The following is a 14,560-nucleotide window of genomic DNA, read 5'->3' as shown; positions in this document are numbered from 1 at the left end:
TCCCCCCAGGGGGACGCCCCCAGTGCGGCGGGGCGGCCCTTGCGCGGGGGCACTGGTCGGGCCGCGCCACTTTCAGGTGCTGGTGATCATGCTCAGCGCGCCTTCTTTCCACGGCACGCCTGCGGGCTCGCCCAGGTCCCAGAACAGCCCGGCCATCACTGCCAGACCTTCGCGCGCTACGGAGCCGAGCAGGTGCTCATTGGGCGCATGCTGGGCGCAGGCGGGGTACGAGTGGGGCACCCACAGCGTGGGCAGTCCCAACTGGTCCGCAAAGATGTCGTTGGGCAGCGAACCCGCCAGGTTGGGCAGCAAGGTGGCGGGCTGCCCGGCGCTGGTTTGCAGCGACGCCAGTGTCCAATCCACCCAGGGGTTGTGCAAATCCAGCCGCGTGGCGCCACACACCATGCCCAGGGTGATGGCCACCTCGGTAAAACCGTGGGCGTCCAGATGTTCGCGCAAGATGGTTTCCACATTGCGCCAGTCGGTGCCCACCACAAAGCGCAATTGGCAATGCGCGACCGCTTGCGAGGGGATGGCATTGATCGGCCGCTGCGCATTGCCCGCGCCCAGTGCCAATATTTCCAGCGTGTTCCAGCCGACCAGTTGCTCGGCGGGTGTGAGGCCCGGTTCGCCCCAACCGGGTGTCAGCGCGGGGTCATCGGCGCCGGTACCAATGGTCACGTCTTTCAGGGCGGTGCGCAGCTTGGCGGGCACCGTTGGAGGCAGCAAGCCCTTGACCAGAATGCGGCCCTTGGCATCCACCAGTGTGGACATGGCATGTGTGAGCACTGTGGCCGGGTTGGCCAGCACACCGCCCCAGTTGCCGGAGTGGTACGCCTTGTCGCGGCTGCGCACGGTGAGCGAGAAGTTGATGGCACCGCGCGAGCCCAGGAAGAGCGTGGGGCGCGCGGCGTTCACGCGCGGGCCGTCGCTGGCCAGAAACAGGTCGGCTTTCAGTGCATCGCGGTGCTGTTCGCAGAAGGCGGCCAGGCCGGGGGAACCGGCTTCTTCGCCCATTTCCATGAGCAACGTCACGTTGTAGCCCAGGCGGCCACCCCGGGCTTGCAGCGTGTGCGCCAACGCCGAGAGACTGACGGTGTGCTGGCCTTTGTTGTCGGCCGTGCCACGGCCGTACCAGCGTTCGCCCTCAATGGTCAGCTCCCAGGGCGACAGGCCTTCGCGCCAGCCGCTGTCCTGCCCGTTGACCACGTCGCCATGGCCATAAGTCATCACGGTGGGCAAGGCGGGGTCTTCTACCCGACGGGCCAGCAGCAGTGGGCCGCCCTTGGGGTCGCTGTTGTCGAGCACTTGGCAGTCGAAACCCAGCGGCTCCAGCCAAGGCACGATTTCATCGGTCAGGTACGCGCGCAGCGCGGGGGGAACCTGCCCGGTGTCACTTTCGGTGCGCCAGGCCACACGGCGGCGCAGGTCATTGGCAAACTGGCCATTGTCGAAGTAGCGGTGGACGTTCTGGATCAGTTGTTCTCGGCTCATCGTGCTCTCCTTGGCATATGTTGGTTGGGGTTACTCCACCACGATCTGCGCGCGGTGGGCCAGCGCGCGGTAGCGACCGATTTCGTCTTCCATGGTGGCATGCATGGCTTTGGGGCCGACAAACACGGGCTCCATGCCTTGTGCGCGAATCTGTTCTTGCAGATGGGTGTCGCGCATGGCCGCCTCCACTTCTTTGCCCAGCTTGTCCACGATGGCGGCTGGCGTGCGGGATGGAGCGGCTATGGCGTACCAGCCGTCAAACGCTGCCCCTGGCAGCTTCAACTCTTGCACGGTTGCCACGTTGGGCAGTGCGCGGGCACGCTCGTTGCCCGCAATGGCCAGTGCGCGCAACTTGCCTGCGCGCACATGGGGTGCGGCGCTGGCCACGGTGTCGATGGCGAACTGGATCTCACCGCCGATCAGTCCCATCATGGCCTGCGCGCTGCCCCGGTAGGGCACGTCCTGCAGGCGAACTCCCGCGGCTTGCTCCAGCAGTGCGCCGACCAGATGCGGGGCTGAGCCTGAACCGAAGGTGGCGTAGTTGATGGTCTTGGGCGCAGCCTTGGCGGCTGCCAGTAGTGCGGTCATTTCCTTGTAGGGCGAGTTGGCGCTGACCACGATCACCAGCGGTGCGCGGGCAACGATGGCCACAGGCGCCAGGTCCTTGAGCGGGTCGTACGGCAGCTTGGGCCGCAGCGCTGCGTTGACGGTGTAGCTGGTGGAGCCCGACACCAGCAGGGTGTAGCCGTCGGGCTCGGCCTTGACGACGCTGTCGGTGCCGATGATGGTGGAGGCGCCAGGTTTGTTATCTATCACCACCGGCTTGTCCAGCCGCGCCGACAGTTTCTGGCCCAGTGCGCGTGCCACGGCGTCGGTGCCACCGCCGGGCGGGAAGGGCACCACGATACGTACCGTGCGCTGCGGCCATGGTTCGGTAGGCGCCGCCGTCTGTGCGTGGGAGACGCTGACCGTGCTGGCGAGTGTGGCCAGGGCAACGGACAGCAAAGAGGCTCGAACAAGGCGTTTCATGCGGACTCCAGAAGTTGAGGCCTGCGGTGATAGGCGCGTCGCAAAAACGGCGCCCCGGTCACACACAGCCATGGGTGAATTGGAGCCCTTAAACATGCAAGATGGAAGCCGGTTTACCATTGCTCTGAATAGAGATTTGGCAACTGATCATTGCCTTTTTGTTTACAGCCTAAATATGAACGTTTCACTGCTCAGCCTGCCCCTGCGTTACTTTTTGGAGGTGGCGCGCACGGGCTCCGTCAATCAGGCGGCGCAACGCCTGCATGTGGCTGCATCGGCTGTCAGCCGCCAACTGGGCAAGCTGGAGGACAGCCTGGGGGTGGTGCTGTTTGAACGCCAGGCCCGTGGCATGGCACTGACCGAGGCGGGGGGCCGTTTGATGGCCCACGCCAGCGCGCACGATGCGCAGGCTCTGGAGCTGGTAGAGCAACTGCACGGCCTCTCGGCCCAGGAGGCTCTGCGTGTGCGTGTAGCCTGCACCGAAGGTTTTGCCGCCAGCTTCATGCCGCTGGTGATGTCCAGCTTTCGGCAGGTGGCTCCCCAGGTGCGGCTGCAGTTGCAAGTGGCTTTGCCGCAGGAGGTGTCGGCGCTGGTGGCTCGTGGCGAGGTCGATCTGGCGCTGAAGTACAGCGTGGCACCCGAGAAAGGCTTGCAGGTGTTGCATTCCGCCATTGCACCGATCTACGCCATCATGCCCGCCCAGCACCCGCTGGCCCGCCAGCGCAGCGTGAGTGTGGCAGATGTGGTGCGCTACCCGTTGCTGATCGGTGCCAGCGGCATCACGGGGCGGCAGTTGTTTGACCTGAGCTGCGCCGTGCAGGGCCTGCGCTATGTGCCCGCGGTGGAAAGCAATTTTTCGTCGGCGCTGCTGCCGCTTTTGAGCGGACAGGATGTGGCGCTGGCCAGCTACCTGACCGCCGCGCGATGGGTCGAGGCGGGCCTGCTGGCGGCGCGACCTTTTGACGAGGTTCAGTTGCAGCAGCGTCGGCTCCAGGTACTGGCGGTGGAAGGGCGAGAGCTTTCGGCGTTGGTGCGGCAGTTCACGCAGGCGCTGGTGTCCGCCATTGAGCAATATGGCAAACGCAAGGTGGGACGGCGCAAGGCAGCCGGTGGACCTGCGGCCGTGGTGCTTTGACTTTGAGGCGAGTCGGCCTCTTGTGATGTCTTGCAAATGGAGGCGCGCACAAATGGATACCATTCGCAGCCTACCCAGATCACACCATGGCCAAGAAAGAACATATCTCCGAGACCCAAGCGACCCAGCTGCTCAAGGCGAACAAGGTGGCATTCACCGAGCACCCCTACGAATACCTGGAGCACGGCGGCGCAATGCACAGTGCCGAGGTGCTGGGGCTGGACCCGTTTACCGTGGTCAAAACATTGGTCATGCAGGACCAGGACGCCAAGCCGTTGCTCGTGCTGATGCATGGCAATCGCAAAGTCTCCACCAAAAATCTCGCACGCCAGATTGGCGCCAAATCGGTGGAGCCTTGTGCCCCCGAGGTGGCCAACCGCCACAGCGGCTACCTGGTGGGTGGCACGTCGCCGTTTGGTACGCGGCGCGCCATGCCGGTGTACATCGAAGCCAGCATTCTGGAGTTGCCGTGCATCGCCATCAATGGGGGGCGCCGGGGCTTTTTGGTGCAGCTGGACCCGCAGGTGTGTGTGCAGCTGCTGGACGCCAAACCGGTGCATTGCGCACTGGCAGAATAGGCCGCCGCGAAAGACAGTCCGCTGTCCCCCTGATTTTGAGGAGTTGCTTTGACCGCTGTGTATCCCATCCTTGCCACTGTGGCCGCCTATTTGCTGGGCTCGTTGTCGTTTGCCGTCATCGTGACGCGCGTCATGGGCCTGAACGACCCGCGCACCTATGGCAGCAAAAACCCCGGGGCTACCAATGTGCTGCGCTCGGGCAACAAGGCCGCCGCCATCGTGACGCTGCTGCTGGATGCGATGAAAGGCTGGCTGCCCGTTGCGCTGGTGATGTGGTTTGGGGAGCCTTATGGCCTCAACGATGGCACCGTGGCGATGGTCGGGCTGGCTGCGTTTTTGGGGCACCTGTGGCCGGTGTTCTTCCGCTTTGAAGGCGGCAAAGGCGTGGCAACGGCCCTGGGGGTTCTGCTGGGCATCAGCGTGTGGCTGGGTTTGGCCACCGCCGCCACGTGGCTGATCATCGCCTTCTTCTTCCGGTACTCGTCACTGGCCTCGCTGGCGGCTGCCGCATTTGCACCGGTGTACTACCTGTTGGTGGATGGTGTGGTGTGGTATGCCGAGGGCACGATTGCAGCAGCCATCGTGGTGATGGCGCTGCTGCTGGCCTGGCGCCACAAAGAGAACATCCAGCGGCTGATTGAAGGCAAGGAATCACGCCTTGGCAGCAAAAAAGCGAAACCAGGCGCAGAAGCCGCAAGCGGCAAACAGTCGAAGTAATCCGACGGTGTTCAGGCTCAAAGCGAGCCTGGCCCCGTCGTCACGCCGCGCACCCCGGCGCTGTGCTGGGCGGCGTACAAGCCCAGCCGCACCATGGTGCGGTGATTGAGCTCCAGGCTGACCGAAGCGCGAGCCAGCGCTGACTGAATGCGGGGTTTTCCACTGGCCGTTTGGTACAGGTTGGGCTGGGCGCGGTGCGTGCCCGTGCTGTCCAGCAGGCTGGCCACCAACGGGTGGTTGGCCTTGTCGCTGCGGCGCAGAACAATAGCGGTTTCGCCGTTGTCCAGCTTCACAAACGTGCCCGGCGGGCAAAGCCCGATAGAGCGCACCAGTGTGTAGCTCACCTCGTCGCGCTGGTCGATCTCTTGCCCCACGATGGCGCGCACGGAGTCAGTGGCACTGCGACCCACGCGGGATTTGCGCGGGCTGATCATGGCGGCGTAGCGGTCGATGGTGCCCAGGATGCGCGTCAGGCGGTCCTCGGGGTCCTGGTCCGCCAGTGGCACCCTGTCAGACACGCAGGCATGGTGTTGTCCCACCACGTCCAGCCACAACGCATCGGTGATGAACAAGCGCTGCAGCAGCACCAGGCTGTCCTCGGGGTGGCTTCTGATGGCTTCTTGCTGGGCGGCGTTTGGGCGCTCCCGTTGTTCGGCCAGCTCATCCTGCAGGCGGGTCATGCCAATGTTCATCGTGAGCGCTGCGCGCACGAGGCTATCGCGCTCGCGCTGGGGCAGTTTCAGCTCAATTGCCATGATGTGGCACAAGGTGCCGCACACCAGCGCGTGCGATGCGCTGTAGCCCACCGTGGAGGTGGAGGCCAGCTGGAACATCAAATACAGCGCCGCATCGATGTCATGCGCCACCAAGTCTTGCAGCCAGCCGTCAAACTGCCGCACCTTGGCCGAAAAGTCCTGCACCTGCAGGGGACGGGACAGCAAGACCGACAGCGCCGACTCCAGGTCGGCCCAGAGGCTGAGCAGGTCTTCGTACTCGCCTTCGGTGCGGTGGTTGCCGGAGCTGGGTTGAGCGGACATGGCAGGTCAGTTGCGTTTTTCCAGCACCATCTGGTCGTTGATGCGGGTCATCTGGAATTGCGTCAAGAAGCTGTTGCCGAGCAGTACATACGGCATGGGCTGGGGCGTGATGATGGCCTCGACGCCCAGCACCTCTACATCACCCAGTCGCACCGAGTCCAACTTGATGCGCCAGCCTTGGGCCACGCCATTGGCGGTGTTCATGCGCACGGGCTCTGCGCCCTGGTAGTTCAACCCCATGCGGTCGGCATCTGTGCGGCCGATCGCGATGGTGGATGCACCCGTGTCCACCATGTACTGCATCACGCGGCCATTGATGGTGCCGCTGTTCACAAAATGCCCGCGGCTGTCGGCCATCAGGATGACGCGTTTGCCACTGCTGCCACGGGCGCCCACACTCACGGGCGCTTCACCCAGCCGCAAGGTACGCCGCGCGCCGTTGACTTCAACGGTGGCTTCTTCTTTGGTGACGGCAATCACCTTGACGCCTTGGTACTCGTCCCCCGCACCCACCGCCTTGGGTGGGTTCGCATCCACCACCAGCAAGGCCTTGCTGCCCAACATGCCTGCCAAAGCTACGGCCTGCGCGTTGGCCCAGGATGGAGCGAGAGACAAAGCGGCCAGCGCGGCCATGGCAAAGGAGTGAGTTGTCATTGATCGGTGGCGCTTTGCGCCCCCCACGTGCTTCGCGACTGGCGCGGCCCGGCGATGGACGCCAAGCAAGGGCCGCCCCGCAGCGAGGGCGTCGTCCCCCTGGAGGGGGAAGGCGCGAAGCGACTCAGGGGGTGCTCCATCTCAATCGCGAAAATTGTCGAACGACAGCGGGACGTCCGTCACATCCTTGCGGATCAGAGCCATGGCGGCCTGCAGGTCGTCGCGCTTGGCGCCGGTGATGCGCACCTTGTCCTCCTGAATGGCCGCCTGCACCTTGAGCTTGCTTTCCTTCATCATTTTCTGAATCTTCTTGGCCAGCTCGCTCTCGATGCCGCTGCGCACCTTGATCACTTGTTTGACCTTGTCGCCGCCCATCTTCTGCACATCGCCCATGTCCAGAAAACGCACGTCCACGTTGCGCTTGGTGAGCTTGTTGCGCAGCACGTCTTCGATCTGGGTGAGCTGAAACTCGGCATCGCCCACCATGGTGATTTCCTTGTCCTTGATTTCAATGCTGGCGGAGGTGCCCTTGAAATCAAAGCGGGTGGTGATTTCCTTGACGGTGTTTTCCACCGCATTTTTTACTTCAACCAGGTTGGCTTCACAAACGGTGTCAAAAGATGGCATGGGAGGGCTCTCAATCTCAGGGAAAACGGGGGTGGTTCGCAGGCCGCCCACAGGGGCGGGTGCGACAATCGGACCAATGGTAGTCGAGAAAAACGCCCCTTTACAGCCCTGGAACACCTTTGGCATCGCTGCGCGCGCCCAAACCCTGGTGCGCGTGCAATCCGTGTCCGATCTGTTGACTGTGTTGGCCGACGCACAACTGGCCCCAGCGCCCAAGTTTGTGCTGGGTGGCGGCAGCAACATCATCCTGACCGGTGATGTGAAGCCCCTGGTGCTCAAGATGGAGATCAAGGGCCTGCGCCTGGTGGACGACTCTCCCAAGGCGTGGGTGGTGGAGGCGGGTGCTGGCGAGGTCTGGAACGACTGCGTGGCCTGGACGCTCGCCCAAGGGTTCCCGGGGCTGGAGAACCTGGCTCTGATCCCCGGCACGGTGGGCGCTTCGCCTGTGCAGAACATCGGCGCATACGGCGTTGAGCTGCAAGACCGCTTTGAATCCCTGGACGCTATCGATCTGCTCACCGGCCAGCCCTTTACGCTGGATGCAGCGCAATGTGGTTTTGGCTATCGGGATTCGGTGTTCAAGCATGCGCCTGCGGGCGGCCAAGAGGTGGGTGATCTGCCCCGCGGCATGGGGCTGGCGGGCAGGGCGGTGATCACGCATGTGCGCTTTCGGCTGCCCAAGCCCTGGAAGCCGGTGCTGGGTTACCTCGACCTGGAACGCCGCCGTGTGGAAGCCGGGGTGGAAAACCCCAGCGCCGAGCAAATCTATGACTGGATCTGCGACATCCGCCGAGCCAAGTTGCCCGACCCCGCCGTGGTGGGCAACGCCGGCAGCTTCTTCAAAAACCCCACGGTGTCGCCTGACCAGTGCGCCGACATCATCGCGCGCGAGCCCAAGATCGTGCACTACCCCATGCCCGACGGCAGCATCAAGCTGGCAGCGGGCTGGCTGATCGATGCCTGCGGCTGGAAGGGAAAATCCATCGGCAAAGCCGGCGTGTATGAAAAGCAGGCGCTGGTGCTGGTCAACCGGGGGCAGGGCGCCGACAGCGTGACAGGTGGCGAGGTGATGACACTGGCCAAGGCCATCCAGACGAGTGTGTACGAACGTTTTGGCATCCGGCTGGAGCCCGAACCGGTGGTCGTTTAGTGGTCGTTTGGTCGAGTGGTTCGGTGGGCGCAGACCGCACCACCATGAAAAAAGCCACCCGCTGGGTGGCTTTGCTCATTTTTTAATAGCTGTTAGCGCTTGCTGCATAAGCGCTAGAGGCTGTTTCGATCTAAAAATAGATGGTCTGAAGCGCTGGGCGATCCCAGCGTTCCATTCCGTCGTCTCCGCTTACTTGCGGTCGTTTTCCAGCTGCGCCAGGGCGGCATTGCCCCCCAGCGACAGCAGGCCAGCGCGCGAGTACACGCCCAGCTTGTCGCGTGTGTCCACGATGTCCAGGTTGCGCATGGTCAACTGACCAATGCGGTCCAGCGGCGAGAACGGCGCGTCTTCGACCTTCTCCATCGACAGACGCTCGGGGTGGTACGTGAGGTTGGGCGACTCGGTATTGAGCAGCGAATAGTCGTTGCCACGGCGCAATTCCAGCGTCACGGTGCCGGTCACGGCGCGGGCCACCCAGCGCTGGGCGGTTTCGCGAAGCATGATGGCTTGCGGGTCGAACCAGCGGCCCTGGTACAGCAGGCGGCCGAGCTTCAGGCCATTCATGCGGTACTGCTCGATGGTGTCTTCGTTGTGGATGCCGGTCACCAGGCGCTCATAGGCGATGTGCAGCAGGGCCAGGCCGGGGGCCTCGTAGATGCCGCGGCTCTTGGCTTCGATGATGCGGTTCTCGATCTGGTCGCTCATGCCGATGCCGTGGCGGCCACCGATGCGGTTGGCTTCGAGGATCAACTCTACGGGGTCGCTGAACTCCACGCCGTTCAGTGCCACGGGCTGGCCTTCTTCAAAGCGCACCGAGACTTCCTCGGCCTTGACGGCGACGTCTTCCTTCCAGAACGCGACGCCCATGATGGGGTTCACGATGCGGATACCGCTGGACAAAAACTCCAGGTCCTTGGCTTCGTGCGTCGCGCCCAGCATGTTGCTGTCGGTGCTGTAGGCCTTCTCGGCGCTCATCTTGTAGCCAAAGCCGGCTTGCGTCATGAACGCCGACATCTCGGCACGGCCGCCCAGCTCATCGATGAACAGCTGGTCCAGCCAGGGTTTGTAGATCTTGAGCGACGGGTTGGTCAGCAGGCCGTAGCGGTAAAAACGCTCGATGTCGTTGCCCTTGAAGGTCGAGCCGTCGCCCCAGATGTTGACGTCGTCTTCCTTCATGGCCGCCACCAGCATGGTGCCGGTCACGGCACGGCCCAGGGGCGTGGTGTTGAAGTAGGTCAGGCCGCCGGTGGAGATGTGGAAGGCACCGGCCTGCAGGGCGGCAATGCCTTCGTGGGCCAGCTGCGTGCGGCAGTCGACCAACCGGGCTTTTTCGGCGCCGTATTCCATCGCCTTGCGGGGAATGGCGTCGTAGTCGGGCTCGTCGGGCTGGCCCAGGTTAGCGGTGTAGGCGTAAGGCACAGCGCCCTTGAGCTTCATCCAGTGCAGCGCGGCGCTGGTGTCCAGGCCGCCGGAAAATGCGATGCCGACCTTTTGGCCGAGGGGGAGGTTCTGGAGGATGGTTGCCATGAAATGCTTTTAAAAAATGATAGCTGCTAGCGCTTATTGGATAAGCGCTAGAGGCCAAAAACAGTCAAATTTCGGCCGTCAATCTCAACCGAAGTGGCAGATGTAGTGATACGCCTCGGTCACGCGGATGTCGAACTTCGAGTTGCCGGGCACGCTGAATTGGTCGCCCGCCGCAGACTTCACCCAGGCGTCGGTGCCATCGAGCTTGTATTCGCACGAGCCTGCCACGCATTCCATGATCTCGGGCGCGCCGGTGTTGAAGGTCAGCGTAGCGGGCAGCACCACGCCCACAGACTTCTTCGTGCCGTCGGCAAAGGTGATGCCGTGGCTCACGCACTTGCCGTCAAAGTACACATTGGCCTGGGTCGTGACGGACACGCCGTCGATTTTTTCGGTGGTCATGGGTGCGCAGCTAGGGTTAGAGGAAACCCGAGATTTTAGGGCAGGGGGCCCAGCGTTCTTACAGGTGGATTCGAAGCCAAGCTTTGATGGCCGGTTTGAACTCAAAAAAAGAGCCCCGAAGGGCTCTTGTCTTGGTTTGTTTGCCGCCATCTGCCGATCACGAGATCAGCAGACTTGCTGGCATGAGGGCTTAGCGCCAGTAAGGGTTGCGGTGGTGCGGGTAGGGGCGGCCACCGTCATATCCGTACTCGATCACCGTGACGGGCGGCGACACATAAGTGGGATAGGTGGGTTGCTGGTAGACGGGCTGCGGCGGGTAGGTGGAGGTGACCACACCCGGCTGGCTGTAAACGCCTTGCGATGGGTAAGGGTCAGGTTGTGTGGAGTAGGTCTGCCCGGAAGGCTGCACGCTGACCGGGATCCAGCGACCCGGGTCGTACTGGGTGCGGGTGGTGTACTGGCGCCCGGCATATTCGTAAACCACGTCGTAGCCGACGGTGCGGTTTTCGTAATACGTTTCGGTCGTGCAGCGTTGCACGTTCTGGTATTGCGGCTGGCCACCTTCGATCTGGTTGCCAATCACGGCACCACCGATCAGACCTATGGCCGTGGCGGCGGCGCGGCCGCTGCCCTTGCCAACGGCATTGCCGGCTGCACCTCCAGCGATGGCTCCCATCACCGCGCCCGCACCGCTGGTGCGATTGCCGCTGTACACGGTTTCATTGCCACAAACCTGCTGGGGCGTGCCCACCTGCTGGACGACAGGCGTTGCCGACAGCACACGACCTTGTTCTTGGGCGCTTGCCAGCGTGGCGACAGCAGCGATGGCGGTAAAAATGACGATCTTTTTCATGGAGGAACTCCTTTGCGGGTCGGTACATAACGCACCAGACTGTCGAAAAGTTTAGGCCTGCCGCGTCAATTGCGGGCCCGCAAGCCGTAAATCTGCGTAAAGATTTGTGCGGTTTCTCCGGTCTTGGCGATCAATTTCAGGCTTTGCGCGACGAATCCAGCCAGATTTGCCATTGTTCAGGCGCAAATCCCACCGAAATAGCGGTCTTTCCCTGGTGCGTCCATTCCACCACCGGGCGCTTGACCACGCTGGGTTGGACTTGCATCAGAGCGCTGGCGCTCGCTTCATCGGTGACTGCGGCCTGGGTTTCGGCGTCCAGCTTTCTCCAGGTCGTGCCCTGGCGGTTGACGAGTTTTTGCCAGCCTGCCGCGGCCATCCACTCGGGGATCCGGTCCGGCGGAACGCCTTGTTTCTTGAAATCATGGAACTGGTGCTCCACGCCTTGTTCCGTGAACCATGCGCGCGACTTCTTCACGGTGTCGCAATTGGGGATGCCGTAGACGGTGATGAGTGAGGTTGTCATGCCGCGCATCATCTCCGAACTTTGGGGTGGGCGACAATTGCGGGCTGTATGCAAATCAAACCCCACACACTGGACGGCTGGCTTCGCCACTGCGAGCAACTGCACCCCCACAACATCGAGATGGGCCTGGACCGGGTCAGCGAGGTGGCGCGCCGCATGGCGCTGCGTTTTGAATGCCCCGTGATCACCGTGGCGGGCACCAACGGCAAGGGTTCGACCTGCGCCATGCTGGAGGCCGTGGCGCTGCAGGCGGGGTACCGCACCGGGGTCTACACGTCGCCGCATCTGGTGCACTTTGAAGAGCGGTGCCGTATTCACGGCGAGATTGTGAGTGCTTCAGATTTAATAGCGAACTTTGAAGCAGTAGAGAGCGCTAGAACCCTAAATGGCAACGAAGTATCGCTGACGTACTTCGAGTTCACCACCCTGGCCATCTTGCGGCTGATGAGCCACTCGAAGCTGGATGTGGCGATTCTCGAAGTGGGTCTGGGCGGTCGCCTTGACGCCACAAACATCATTGATGCCGACTGCGCCATCATCACCAGCATCGACATTGATCACATCGAATACCTGGGCCCTGACCGTGAATCCATTGGCCGGGAGAAGGCCGGCATCATGCGCACCGGCCGCCCCGTGATCGTGAGCGACCCCATGGCGCCCCATAGCGTGGCAGACCATGCGCTCGAGATTGGGGCGGATCTGTGGCGATTCGGGCGTGATTTCAATGTCTCGGGCGACAAGCTGCAGTGGAGCTGGGCCGGGCGAGGTCGGCGCTATGCGGGGCTGGCGTATCCGTCACTGCGTGGTGCCAACCAGTTGATCAACGCGTCGGGGGTGTTGGCAGCGTTGGAGGCGCTGCGCGACCGCCTTCCCGTGACCGCACAGGCGGTGCGCAACGGCATGGCCATGGTCGAGCTGCCCGGTCGTTTTCAGATCGTCCCGGGGCAACCCACCCTGGTGCTGGATGTCGCGCACAACCCGCATTCGGTGGCTGCGCTGACGGCAAATCTGGACGCGATGGGCTTCTTCCCCACCACCCACGCAGTATTCGGAGCCATGGCCGACAAGGATCTGGCCCCCATGCTGGCCAAAGTCGGGCCGCTGGTGGACCGCTGGTATTTCACCAATCTTCCGACCGCGCGCGCCGAAACTGCGGCAGCCCTGCAGCAAAAATGGAACGCAGTGCAGATGGTGGCGGGGGGGCGGCGCGATGTCACGTCCACATTGCACGCTGACCCCATGCAAGCCCTGCAGGCAGCCGTGGCTGCCGCAGACCCCGCTGATAGAATCGTGGTCTTTGGCTCGTTTTACACGGTGGGTGGTGTGCTGATCAACGGAACACCCCGCTTGCACGCTAAACATCTGGGCTGACAGAGCCGGTTTCAACAGGTTCTCAGGTCCGCACGAGTCTCTACTCCATGGCATTTTTCAAGTTTCGGTGGCCCGGTCAGAGTGAACAACAGGCCGAAAAACCGGTCAAGCGCTCGCGCTCTTCGCAGGCCGAGAGCATCGAGGTAATGCGTCGGCGCGCCCGGCATCGCCTGATCGGTGCCGCTGTGCTGGTGCTGCTGGGAGTGGTGGGGTTTCCGCTGCTGTTCGACACCCAGCCCCGGCCCATTCCTGTCGATATTCCCATCGAAATCCCGGACCGCAACAAGGTTGCCCCGCTGGTGGTGCCCGCGCCTGTGGCGGAAGCTCCGGTGGCTCCACCGGCCGCCTCTGCGGTGCCAAGCGCAGCGAACCAGCGCCCGGCGCCCGCGCGCAATGCCAACAGTGCAGCCGGCAGCGGTATTACCGATGGCGAGGAGCTTGTGCAAGGCGCGCGACCTGCCGCGTCCCGGCCTGCGCCTGCGGTGGCTGCAGCAGCACCAACTACGACTGCATCCAGGCCCGACGCAAGGCCTGAATCCAGGCCAGCCGTTGCTCCGGTGCCTGAACCTCGGCCCGTTCGGCCGGACGACGCAGCCCGTGCGCGGGCGCTTCTGGAGGGTCGCACTGCGGACGCTTCAGCGTCTGGCCAGGCAGAGGAAGGCCGATTCATTGTGCAGGTGGGTGCGTTTGCCGAGGCCGACAAAGCCCGCGAGGCCCGTACCAAGGTAGAACGGGCGGGGCTCAAAACGTATACCCAGGTGGTGGACACCAAAGATGGCAAGCGCACACGGGTGCGCGTGGGGCCTTTCACCAGTCGAACAGAGGCAGACAAGGCGGCAGCGCGAATCAAGTCGCTGGACTTGTCGGCGTCTGTCCTGACGCTTTAAAAAACACTGGCATCCGCACGCCGCAGAAGCTATCTCACTATGGCTGCGCTGGATTGGGTTTTTGTGGCGGTGTTGCTGGCGTCGATGCTGATCGGTGCGTGGCGCGGTCTGGTGTTTGAAGTGTTGTCTCTGGTGGGTTGGGTCGTTGCTTTTTTTGTGGCGCAGTGGTTTGCTTCCGATATGGCAGAGCTGCTGCCGATGGGTGAATCCGCAGGATCGCTGCGCTATGCCGCCGGTTTTGTGGTGGTGTTTGTCGCGGCGGTATTTGTGTGCGGATTTTTCGCGTGGCTAGGGAAAAAATTGGTGGACGCCATCGGGTTGCGTCCCGCAGATCGCACGCTGGGCGCTGCTTTTGGGGTGTTGCGCGGCATGGTTTTGTTGCTCGTAGTCGCCGTTGTGGTGGGCCTGACACCCCTGCAGGAGGCGCTTTGGTGGCAAGAGTCTCAAGCGGCTCCCGTGCTCTCAGAAATGCTCAGGGGCTTGAAACCGGCGTTACCGGAAGAATTTGGTAGGCATCTGCCTTCTTGATGTCGATGCGGCAGCGGCCAGAAGCTGCTGTTGTGTGATTGCCGCGGG

General features: G+C 62.9%; 16 protein-coding genes. 7 read left to right on the top strand and 9 right to left on the bottom strand.

Annotated features, from left to right (window positions below; all coding sequences use genetic code 11):
• Nucleotides 1-72: 72 nt before the first annotated feature.
• Both ACK41V_RS13125 and ACK41V_RS13120 read right to left on the bottom strand, forming a co-directional pair.
• On the bottom strand, nt 73-1,494 hold the full coding sequence (locus ACK41V_RS13125; protein WP_409783003.1) for a M20 family metallopeptidase: 1,422 nt from the start codon (nt 1,492-1,494) through the stop codon (nt 73-75).
• 30 nt (nt 1,495-1,524) lie between these two features.
• Nucleotides 1,525-2,523 (bottom strand): Bug family tripartite tricarboxylate transporter substrate binding protein, encoded by a 999-nt coding sequence (locus ACK41V_RS13120; RefSeq protein WP_409783001.1) that lies wholly within the window; start codon nt 2,521-2,523, stop codon nt 1,525-1,527.
• Nucleotides 2,524-2,698: 175 nt separating this feature from the next.
• Here ACK41V_RS13120 and ACK41V_RS13115 point away from each other — a divergent pair, with 175 nt between their 5' ends.
• The 3 genes from ACK41V_RS13115 to plsY all read left to right on the top strand — a co-directional run bounded on the left by ACK41V_RS13115 (nt 2,699) and on the right by plsY (nt 4,953).
• Nucleotides 2,699-3,658 carry a LysR family transcriptional regulator gene (locus ACK41V_RS13115; RefSeq protein WP_409782999.1) on the top strand — a complete coding sequence of 320 codons (960 nt, stop codon included), beginning with the start codon at nt 2,699-2,701 and terminating at the stop codon, nt 3,656-3,658.
• Nucleotides 3,659-3,744: 86 nt separating this feature from the next.
• The gene (locus tag ACK41V_RS13110) at nt 3,745-4,236 is read left to right on the top strand and encodes an aminoacyl-tRNA deacylase (RefSeq protein WP_409782997.1); all 492 of its coding nucleotides are present in this window, start codon (nt 3,745-3,747) and stop codon (nt 4,234-4,236) included.
• A gap of 48 nt (nt 4,237-4,284) precedes the next feature.
• Nucleotides 4,285-4,953 (top strand): glycerol-3-phosphate 1-O-acyltransferase PlsY, encoded by a 669-nt coding sequence (plsY, locus tag ACK41V_RS13105; RefSeq protein WP_409782995.1) that lies wholly within the window; start codon nt 4,285-4,287, stop codon nt 4,951-4,953.
• Between the two features lie 17 nt (nt 4,954-4,970).
• Here the strand turns inward: plsY and ACK41V_RS13100 are convergent, their stop codons facing one another.
• From ACK41V_RS13100 to ACK41V_RS13090, 3 genes are all read right to left on the bottom strand, one after another.
• The gene (locus ACK41V_RS13100; protein ID WP_409782993.1) at nt 4,971-5,990 is read right to left on the bottom strand and encodes an HD-GYP domain-containing protein; all 1,020 of its coding nucleotides are present in this window, start codon (nt 5,988-5,990) and stop codon (nt 4,971-4,973) included.
• A gap of 6 nt (nt 5,991-5,996) precedes the next feature.
• The gene (locus ACK41V_RS13095; protein WP_409782991.1) at nt 5,997-6,644 is read right to left on the bottom strand and encodes a TIGR02281 family clan AA aspartic protease; all 648 of its coding nucleotides are present in this window, start codon (nt 6,642-6,644) and stop codon (nt 5,997-5,999) included.
• A 141-nt stretch (nt 6,645-6,785) separates the two neighbouring features.
• A complete protein-coding gene (locus ACK41V_RS13090; protein ID WP_409782989.1) occupies nt 6,786-7,271 on the bottom strand; it encodes a YajQ family cyclic di-GMP-binding protein in 486 nt (161 codons plus the stop codon).
• A gap of 76 nt (nt 7,272-7,347) precedes the next feature.
• On the opposite strand from ACK41V_RS13090, the gene murB reads away from it, so the two are divergent.
• Nucleotides 7,348-8,421, top strand: a complete 1,074-nt coding sequence (gene murB / locus ACK41V_RS13085) for a UDP-N-acetylmuramate dehydrogenase (protein ID WP_409782987.1) — start codon at nt 7,348-7,350, stop codon at nt 8,419-8,421.
• Nucleotides 8,422-8,610: 189 nt separating this feature from the next.
• Here the strand turns inward: murB and argG are convergent, their stop codons facing one another.
• From argG to ACK41V_RS13065, 4 genes are all read right to left on the bottom strand, one after another.
• Nucleotides 8,611-9,948, bottom strand: a complete 1,338-nt coding sequence (gene argG, locus ACK41V_RS13080; protein ID WP_409782985.1) for an argininosuccinate synthase — start codon at nt 9,946-9,948, stop codon at nt 8,611-8,613.
• A gap of 84 nt (nt 9,949-10,032) precedes the next feature.
• Nucleotides 10,033-10,350, bottom strand: coding sequence for a pyrimidine/purine nucleoside phosphorylase (locus ACK41V_RS13075; protein ID WP_409782984.1), 318 nt, complete (start codon nt 10,348-10,350; stop codon nt 10,033-10,035).
• A gap of 190 nt (nt 10,351-10,540) precedes the next feature.
• Nucleotides 10,541-11,203: a glycine zipper 2TM domain-containing protein gene (locus ACK41V_RS13070; protein WP_409782982.1), complete on the bottom strand. Its 663-nt coding sequence runs from the start codon at nt 11,201-11,203 to the stop codon at nt 10,541-10,543.
• A 136-nt stretch (nt 11,204-11,339) separates the two neighbouring features.
• On the bottom strand, nt 11,340-11,726 hold the full coding sequence (locus ACK41V_RS13065; protein WP_409782980.1) for an arsenate reductase: 387 nt from the start codon (nt 11,724-11,726) through the stop codon (nt 11,340-11,342).
• 48 nt (nt 11,727-11,774) lie between these two features.
• On the opposite strand from ACK41V_RS13065, the gene folC reads away from it, so the two are divergent.
• Genes folC through ACK41V_RS13050 form a run of 3 tightly spaced genes read left to right on the top strand, consistent with a single transcriptional unit; the run spans nt 11,775 to nt 14,512 of the window.
• The gene (folC, locus tag ACK41V_RS13060; RefSeq protein WP_409782978.1) at nt 11,775-13,097 is read left to right on the top strand and encodes a bifunctional tetrahydrofolate synthase/dihydrofolate synthase; all 1,323 of its coding nucleotides are present in this window, start codon (nt 11,775-11,777) and stop codon (nt 13,095-13,097) included.
• Between the two features lie 47 nt (nt 13,098-13,144).
• Nucleotides 13,145-13,984, top strand: coding sequence for an SPOR domain-containing protein (locus ACK41V_RS13055; RefSeq protein WP_409782976.1), 840 nt, complete (start codon nt 13,145-13,147; stop codon nt 13,982-13,984).
• Nucleotides 13,985-14,023: 39 nt separating this feature from the next.
• The gene (locus tag ACK41V_RS13050) at nt 14,024-14,512 is read left to right on the top strand and encodes a CvpA family protein (protein ID WP_409782974.1); all 489 of its coding nucleotides are present in this window, start codon (nt 14,024-14,026) and stop codon (nt 14,510-14,512) included.
• Nucleotides 14,513-14,560 lie beyond the last annotated feature (48 nt).

Source organism: Acidovorax sp. (assembly GCF_046291265.1).
Classification (GTDB): domain Bacteria; phylum Pseudomonadota; class Gammaproteobacteria; order Burkholderiales; family Burkholderiaceae_C; genus Acidovorax.
The sequence above is the reverse complement of the archived record's forward strand: the minus strand, read 5'-3'. Positions and strand labels throughout refer to the sequence as shown.

Bases quoted from the DNA above. Each gene is read 5' to 3' on its own strand.
- ACK41V_RS13125 (WP_409783003.1), bottom strand. From the start codon at position 1,494: ATGAGCCGAGAACAACTGATCCAGAACGTCCACCGCTACTTCGACAAT.
- ACK41V_RS13120 (WP_409783001.1), bottom strand. From the start codon at position 2,523: ATGAAACGCCTTGTTCGAGCCTCTTTGCTGTCCGTTGCCCTGGCCACA.
- ACK41V_RS13115 (WP_409782999.1), top strand. From the start codon at position 2,699: ATGAACGTTTCACTGCTCAGCCTGCCCCTGCGTTACTTTTTGGAGGTG.
- ACK41V_RS13110 (WP_409782997.1), top strand. From the start codon at position 3,745: ATGGCCAAGAAAGAACATATCTCCGAGACCCAAGCGACCCAGCTGCTC.
- ACK41V_RS13100 (WP_409782993.1), bottom strand. From the start codon at position 5,990: ATGTCCGCTCAACCCAGCTCCGGCAACCACCGCACCGAAGGCGAGTAC.
- ACK41V_RS13095 (WP_409782991.1), bottom strand. From the start codon at position 6,644: ATGACAACTCACTCCTTTGCCATGGCCGCGCTGGCCGCTTTGTCTCTC.
- ACK41V_RS13090 (WP_409782989.1), bottom strand. From the start codon at position 7,271: ATGCCATCTTTTGACACCGTTTGTGAAGCCAACCTGGTTGAAGTAAAA.
- murB (WP_409782987.1), top strand. From the start codon at position 7,348: ATGGTAGTCGAGAAAAACGCCCCTTTACAGCCCTGGAACACCTTTGGC.
- argG (WP_409782985.1), bottom strand. From the start codon at position 9,948: ATGGCAACCATCCTCCAGAACCTCCCCCTCGGCCAAAAGGTCGGCATC.
- ACK41V_RS13075 (WP_409782984.1), bottom strand. From the start codon at position 10,350: ATGACCACCGAAAAAATCGACGGCGTGTCCGTCACGACCCAGGCCAAT.
- ACK41V_RS13070 (WP_409782982.1), bottom strand. From the start codon at position 11,203: ATGAAAAAGATCGTCATTTTTACCGCCATCGCTGCTGTCGCCACGCTG.
- ACK41V_RS13065 (WP_409782980.1), bottom strand. From the start codon at position 11,726: ATGACAACCTCACTCATCACCGTCTACGGCATCCCCAATTGCGACACC.
- folC (WP_409782978.1), top strand. From the start codon at position 11,775: ATGCAAATCAAACCCCACACACTGGACGGCTGGCTTCGCCACTGCGAG.
- ACK41V_RS13055 (WP_409782976.1), top strand. From the start codon at position 13,145: ATGGCATTTTTCAAGTTTCGGTGGCCCGGTCAGAGTGAACAACAGGCC.
- ACK41V_RS13050 (WP_409782974.1), top strand. From the start codon at position 14,024: ATGGCTGCGCTGGATTGGGTTTTTGTGGCGGTGTTGCTGGCGTCGATG.